The 6,143-nt window shown below is 72.4% G+C and carries 7 protein-coding genes; 4 read left to right on the top strand and 3 right to left on the bottom strand.

Features of this window, described 5'->3' with window-relative positions:
• The first annotated feature begins 260 nt into the window (after positions 1–260).
• The 3 genes from H5J33_RS20070 to H5J33_RS20060 all read left to right on the top strand — a co-directional run bounded on the left by H5J33_RS20070 (position 261) and on the right by H5J33_RS20060 (position 1,994).
• Positions 261–443, top strand: coding sequence for a hypothetical protein (locus H5J33_RS20070; RefSeq protein ID WP_181796313.1), 183 nt, complete (start codon positions 261–263; stop codon positions 441–443).
• A 145-nt stretch (positions 444–588) separates the two neighbouring features.
• Positions 589–942: a hypothetical protein gene (locus H5J33_RS20065; protein WP_181796312.1), complete on the top strand. Its 354-nt coding sequence runs from the start codon at positions 589–591 to the stop codon at positions 940–942.
• Between the two features lie 206 nt (positions 943–1,148).
• Positions 1,149–1,994: an RNA polymerase sigma factor SigF gene (locus tag H5J33_RS20060; protein ID WP_181796311.1), complete on the top strand. Its 846-nt coding sequence runs from the start codon at positions 1,149–1,151 to the stop codon at positions 1,992–1,994.
• Positions 1,995–2,024: 30 nt separating this feature from the next.
• Here the strand turns inward: H5J33_RS20060 and H5J33_RS20055 are convergent, their stop codons facing one another.
• The 3 genes from H5J33_RS20055 to H5J33_RS20045 all read right to left on the bottom strand — a co-directional run bounded on the left by H5J33_RS20055 (position 2,025) and on the right by H5J33_RS20045 (position 5,397).
• Positions 2,025–2,471, bottom strand: a complete 447-nt coding sequence (locus H5J33_RS20055) for a response regulator (RefSeq protein ID WP_181796310.1) — start codon at positions 2,469–2,471, stop codon at positions 2,025–2,027.
• Positions 2,468–4,051 carry a CHASE3 domain-containing protein gene (locus tag H5J33_RS20050; protein ID WP_181796315.1) on the bottom strand — a complete coding sequence of 528 codons (1,584 nt, stop codon included), beginning with the start codon at positions 4,049–4,051 and terminating at the stop codon, positions 2,468–2,470. The genes H5J33_RS20055 and H5J33_RS20050 overlap by 4 nt, the downstream gene beginning before the upstream one ends.
• Positions 4,052–4,137: 86 nt before the next feature.
• Positions 4,138–5,397: a PP2C family protein-serine/threonine phosphatase gene (locus H5J33_RS20045; RefSeq protein ID WP_181796309.1), complete on the bottom strand. Its 1,260-nt coding sequence runs from the start codon at positions 5,395–5,397 to the stop codon at positions 4,138–4,140.
• A 315-nt stretch (positions 5,398–5,712) separates the two neighbouring features.
• Between H5J33_RS20045 and H5J33_RS20040 the strand changes: the two genes are divergently transcribed.
• Positions 5,713–6,143 (top strand): MarR family winged helix-turn-helix transcriptional regulator (locus tag H5J33_RS20040; RefSeq protein ID WP_181796314.1); only part of this gene is annotated, 431 nt, incomplete at its 3' end.

Below are 6,143 nucleotides of genomic sequence, written 5' to 3'. Positions count from 1 at the left end.
GCCAACACACCGGTGGACACCCCCTACGACAAACTCCCGTACCGTCCGGGCGTCCTCACCCTGAAGCACTGACCCGCCCACCCCACACCGAAGGAACCCCAGCCGCACGTGGGCTGGGGTTCCTCCGTTCGTCGGGACGGTCGACGTACTGGACCGACCTGAGCGTGGTGAAGATGCGGCCGCTGTCGGTGGAGTGCAGCAGCCGCGCGTTTCTGTTCGCTCGCTTGTGCGGGGGGCTCGGCGGGATGTAAGGAGGGGGCATGTCGCGAGGAGCACGCAAGTGGACGGCCCTGGGCGGGATCGTGTCGGTGCTGGGGGCCGCTTGCCTGGCCGGCCGGTGGTGGGCGGGTGAGTCCTGGTCCACGGTGATCGCCATGAGCTGCCTCGAGGTGCTGCTGCTCGCCGCCGTCGTGGGCACTCGGCGCGCGCGCCGGGAGAGGTGACCGCTCCTCCCGGCACTCGCCGCCCGTCGCCATCACCGCAAGGGAACGATTCGGCAGACCCGTTCGGGGGACAACGCGTCTAACCCGCGGGTGCCTGGGCATCGCTGGGACTGACCGTGACGGTTACCCGACCGAAGGAAGCCCTGTGTCTCTCCGTTCCCTCACGGCGGCCGCCGGTGCCGCCTGCAGCGCCCTCGTCCTGCTGCTGACCGCTCCGGGGCCGGCCTCCGCGGCGACCGGCCAGTTCCGCTACACCTACACCACCGACGAGGGGTACGACGCCGTCGGCTTCCTGAACAACCCGCCCAGCGGCCGGTGCGTCGACCTCCCGACGCCCGCCGCCGAGCCCGGCACGGTGTCTCGGGCGCCGAAGAACCTCACGAACTCCACCGCCACCGTCTTCCTCGACGCCGGCTGCGAAGGCGGCACCTACTACACCCTGCGGCCGGGCGCGGGCGCGTCCGACCGGCTGCTGCTGCGCTCCGTCGTCTTCTCCTGAGCGGACCCCCGGGGACGACCGGGCCGCACGTCCGGTCCGCGCGAGGGCGGGTGAGCGGGCGGGCGGCCCGTCATCGGGTGGCTGCTCTCCCGGCACCCCGTGGAGATCCGGAGCGGTTCGTGGACATGAGGCGGGGGTTGCCGGGTAGGCGCGCTCGTGCGGGCCTGCTCACCGGGGGCGGGCGTGGATGGCAGGGAGGGCCTGGGATGACGACGGCACTCGTCGGGACGGCGACCGGCTCCGGTACGGAGCTGCCGGAGATCGCGGATCCCCAGAAGATCGCACCCCAGGACGCCCGTGAGCTGACCAAGACGTTCCTGGACCGGCTCGCCGTACTGGAGGAGGGCACGCCCGAGTACCAGTACGCGCGCAACACGCTCATCGAGATGAACATGTCGCTGGTGCGGTTCGCCGCCCGCCGGTTCCGCAACAGCGGCCAGGACATGGAGGACGTCGTCCAGGTCGGCACGATCGGCCTGATCAAGGCGATCGACCGGTTCGAGATCTCCCGTGACGTGCAGTTCACCAGCTTCGCGGTGCCGTACATCGTCGGTGAGATCAAGCGGTTCTTCCGGGACACCTCCTGGTCCGTGCACGTGCCGCGCCGGCTCCAGGAGGCCCGTACCGAACTCGCCAAGGCGAGCGAGGAGCTGCGCAGCCGGCTGGGGCGCGCCCCCAGGGTCTCGGAGCTGGCCGCCCTGATGAACCTCACCGAGGAGCAGGTGGTGGAGGTCCAGATCGCGGCGAACGGCTACAACTCCGCCTCGCTCGACGCCGCGATCACCGGCGACTCCGAGGAGGGCGAGGCGGCCCTGTCGGAGTTCATCGGCGAGGAGGACACCGCGCTGGAACTCGTCGAGGACTTCCACGCCCTCGCCCCGCTCGTCGCCGGGCTGGACGAGCGGGAGCGGCGGATCCTGCACCTGAGGTTCGTGGAGGAGCGGACCCAGGCGGAGATCGGCAAGGAGCTGGGCGTCTCGCAGATGCACGTCTCCCGGCTCATCTCCCGCATCGTGGCGCGGCTGCGCTCGGGGATGCTCGCCACCGGGTGAGCAGCGGGTGAGCACCGGGGTGAGCCCGTCTCACCTCTGCGTCGGCAGCCGTACGACCGTCACGAAGAACTCGTCGATCTGCCGGACCGCGGCGATGAACTGGTCCAGGTCGACGGGCTTGGTGACGTACGCGTTGGCGTGCAGCCGGTAGCTGCGCAGGATGTCCTCCTCGGCGGAGGACGTGGTCAGGACGACGACGGGGATGTGCGCGAGGTCCGGGTCGGACTTGATGCGTTCGAGGACCTGCCGGCCGTCGTACTTGGGCAGGTTGAGGTCCAGCAGGATCAGGTCGGGGGTCGGGGCGCCGGTGTGGGCGCCCCGGCGGTAGAGGAAGTCCAGGGCCTCCTCGCCGTCGCGGACGACGTGCAGGGTGTTGCCGATCTTGTTGTCCTCGAACGCCTCCCGGGTCATCAGCTCGTCGCCGGGGTCGTCCTCGACCAGGAGCACTTCGACGGGCTGTGCGGCGGGCGCGGTCATGCGGGTTGTCCTTCCGGAGTGGTGGGGGCGGTGGCCGTCGCGCCGTCCGACGCGGGGCCGCCGGCCGGTGCGGTGGGCAGCGTGAGGCAGAAGCGGGTGCCGTCGGTGTGACCGGTGTCGATCCAGATGCGCCCGCCGTGGAACTCCACGATCTTCTTGCACAGGGCCAGGCCGATGCCGGTGCCGCTGTAGGCGTCCCGGCCGTGCAGGCGCTGGAAGATGACGAAGACCTTCTCGGCGAACTCCTCGGGGATGCCGATCCCGTTGTCCGTCACGCTCAGCCGCACCGCCGTGCCGACCTCGCCCTCGCCCTCGCCGGTGCCGGGTTCGGGCTCGCAGGTGACGCTGATCCGGGGGGCGCGGTCGGGACGGCGGAACTTGATGGCGTTGCCGATCAGGTTCTGCCACAGCATGACCAGCAGCGTCGGATCGCCGGTGAGCTCGGGCAGCGTGTCGGGGCGCTCGATGACGGCGCCGGACTCCTCGGCCGCCGCCGCGAGGTTGGCCAGGGCCTTGTCCAGGGTCTGCCCCAGGGACACGGGGACGTGGGCGTCGTTGACCCGGCCGACCCGGGAGAAGGTGAGCAGGTCGTTGATGAGGATCTGCATGCGCTTGGCGCCGTCCACGGCGAACGCGATGTACTGCGTGCCGCGTTCGTCGAGGCTGTCGCCGTACCGCTTCTCCAGCAGCTGGCAGAAGGAGGCGACCTTGCGCAGCGGCTCCTGCAGGTCGTGTGAGGCGACGTAGGCGAACTGCTCCAGCTCGGCGTTGGACCGGCGCAGCTCCACCGCCTGGGCGTCCAGGTCGGCGGCCTGCCGGGTGAGGTGCTCCTGCTGGACGCGGGAGGCGTCGAGCTCCGTCACCAGGCGCCGGCGCATGGCCTCGACGTCGTCGGACATGGCCCGGATGTCGGCGGGACCCTCGGCGGGGATGCGGTGCCGGAAGTCGCCCTGGGCCACGCGGCGCGACGCGGTGCGCAGGCGGTCCAGGGGCCGGGCGACCAGGGTGTGGACCAGGACGGCCAGGACGACCGCGGTGAGCAGGAAGGCGGCGACCATGCCGCCCAGCACCCAGTTCCGCACGGTGCGGATGTGGGCGAGCTCGCTCCTGCTGTGCTGCCGGGCCTCGGCCAGGTGCCTGTTCTGGGTGCCGAACAGCGCGCGGATGTGGTCGAAGGCCGCCTTGCCGCGTTCGGTGGTGCTCTGGCCGGCCGGGCGGGGAGCGCCCGGGGTGACGCCCGCGATCAGGGGAGCGGCGTATCTGCGCCGCCAGTCGGCCGCCGCCCGCTCGATGGCCTCCAGGTCCTGGCGCAGTACCGGCCGGTCGCCGACGAGACGCTCCAGCCGGGCCGCGGAGTCGCGTTCGGCGCGCCGGCCCTCGGTGTACGGGGCGAGGAACTGCCGGTCCGCGGCGAGGACGTAGCCACGGACTCCGGTCTCCTGGTTCAGCAGGGCGTTCTGCAGGCGCAGCGCCTCGGAGTGGGCCGGCTGGATGTGCTCGGACAGCTGGTCGGAGACGCGCGCGGTCCGGGCCAGCAGCTCGGCGCCGACCACCGAGCCCGCGACCACGAGGGTGATCATCACGGCGAGGGCCAGGTGGAACCAGCCCTGCACGGTGATCCGGCCGCGCCGGCGGGGGCCGGGGGATGTGGGGGGTGTCGTCCGTGTCACTGTTCCTCGTCTCCTCCGGGCTGCCGGTGCCACCGCAGGTGCAGCACGGCCACGTCGTCGGCGAGACCGCCGTGGTCCTCGGCCAGCGCCTCGGCGCGGCCGATCAGTTCGTCCACGAACGCCTCCGAGGGCAGGGTCGCGATCGACCGGGCCAGTTCCAGGAGCCCCTGCTCGCCGAGGCGTTCGCGGCCGTGTCCGGTCCGCCCCTCGAACAGGCCGTCGGTGAAGAGGACGACTCCCGCGCCGGCGGGCAGGGTGAGGTCCGCCACGGGCCAGTGGGCCGCGCCGGCCGGCAGCAGCCCGAGCGCCGGTCCCCCGGGCACCTCGACCCAGTCCACGCGGTCGCCGGAGCGCAGCAGCATCCCCGGGTGGCCCGCGCGCATCACCCGTGCCGAGCGGCCGTCCGGCGGCAGTTCGAGGCTGGTCAGCGTGGCGAAGATCTGCTGGCCGGTGCGTTCGGCCACGAGTATCTCCTCCAGCGTGCTCAGCTGCCGGGTTCCGGTCGCGCCGCTGACCACGAGCGTGCGCCAGGCGATGCGCAGCCCCACGCCGAGCGCCGCCTCGTCGGGGCCGTGGCCCGAGACGTCGCCGACCAGCACGTGTACGTGGCCGTCCGGGGTCTGCACGACGTCGTAGAAGTCGCCGCCGAGCAGCGCCTGTTCCCGGCCCGGCAGATAGCGGGCGACCACCTCCGGGCCGGTCGTGCCGCGCAGCAGCGGGGTGGGCAGCAGCCCGCGCTCCAGCCGCCGGTTCTCCTCGGCCCGCAGCCGGCCCGCCTGGAGGGCCGCGGCCGCCTGCTCCGCCAGCTTGCGCTGGATCGCGTACCGGACCGCCCGGCCGAAGAGCTCCGCGTCGACGCGGCCCTTGACCAGGTAGTCCTGCGCTCCCGCGGCGACCGCCGCCAGTCCGGTGCGTTCCTCGGCGAGTCCCGTCAGCACCACGACCGCCACGTCCGCGTGCCGCCGTATCCGGGCCACGCCCTCCAGCCCGTGGGAATCGGGCAGGTGCAGGTCCAGCAGGACGCAGTCCGGTGCCTCGGCCGCGAGGGCGGCGCGTGCCTCGGCCAGGGAGCGCACCCAGGTGAGCCGCATCCCCGGGGAGCAGTCGGCGACCAGTTCCTCCACGAGCAGGGCGTCCGCCTCGTCGTCCTCGATCAGGAGCACCGTGGGCTCCTGCCAAGTCCGGCCGGCCTCCGGCGCCGTGTCGGGGCCGTGGGTGACGCGTACTCCGGCGAGCCCGTGCTGTGTTGGGAGCATCCGTCCCCGCTTCCCCTCCAACGCCTTGGCCGAGCCTATCGGTGCTCATCATTGCCATAGGGCAACGAACGAAGCCTACTGGCACCGCTCCGACCTGTCTCCGGCGGATCCGTCCCCCGCGGACGGACCGGGCGGCCGCACGGTGCGGACCGGACGTTTGAGCCCACGATTTCCGGCCACTCCGCCTTCCGGGCGCGCGGTCCGGAGTCCCTACGATGGCCCGGCCGGAGGTGGTTGTACGGCGGCTCGTCGGGTACCGCGTGTGAATGAAGGTGGTATCGGTGTGGGCAGGCCATTACTGAAAGCGATGTGTTCGTGACTCGTCTCGGCGACATCGGGGACGACCAGCCGAACGGACCGGGGGACGATCTCCTGGCCGTCGCGCGGGAGATCGCCGATGCCGTGGACGGTCTGGCGAACCTGTGGGCGGTGGCCGCCCAGGGCGCGAGTCTGCGGCTGTCCCCGCATCAGTTGCGGGCCCTGCGGATCCTGGAGGCGGAGCCGGGGCTCAATCTCACCGCGCTGGCGGAGGGCATGGAGATAGGTCCGCCGACCGCCAGCCGGCTGTGCGACCGGCTGGAGGCGGCGGGCCTGCTCGAGCGGCTGCTGCATCCGCACAGGCGGCGCGAGGTGCAGCTCGTCCTCACGGGGCGCGGCCGGCAGGTGCTGAGCGAGGTGGCCGAGCGCAGATCACAGGCGCTCGCCGTGGTCCTCGCCGCCATGGACCCCGCCGCGCGGGAGGCGCT

It is taken from the genome of Streptomyces sp. WELS2 (assembly GCF_013870595.1).
Taxonomy (GTDB): domain Bacteria; phylum Actinomycetota; class Actinomycetes; order Streptomycetales; family Streptomycetaceae; genus Streptomyces.
The sequence above is the reverse complement of the archived record's forward strand: the minus strand, read 5'-3'. Positions and strand labels throughout refer to the sequence as shown.

Coding starts and splice junctions, on each gene's coding strand:
- H5J33_RS20070 (WP_181796313.1), top strand. CDS start 261: ATGTCGCGAGGAGCACGCAAGTGGACGGCCCTGGGCGGGATCGTGTCG.
- H5J33_RS20060 (WP_181796311.1), top strand. CDS start 1,149: ATGACGACGGCACTCGTCGGGACGGCGACCGGCTCCGGTACGGAGCTG.
- H5J33_RS20055 (WP_181796310.1), bottom strand. CDS start 2,471: ATGACCGCGCCCGCCGCACAGCCCGTCGAAGTGCTCCTGGTCGAGGAC.
- H5J33_RS20050 (WP_181796315.1), bottom strand. CDS start 4,051: ATGATCACCCTCGTGGTCGCGGGCTCGGTGGTCGGCGCCGAGCTGCTG.
- H5J33_RS20045 (WP_181796309.1), bottom strand. CDS start 5,397: ATGCTCCCAACACAGCACGGGCTCGCCGGAGTACGCGTCACCCACGGC.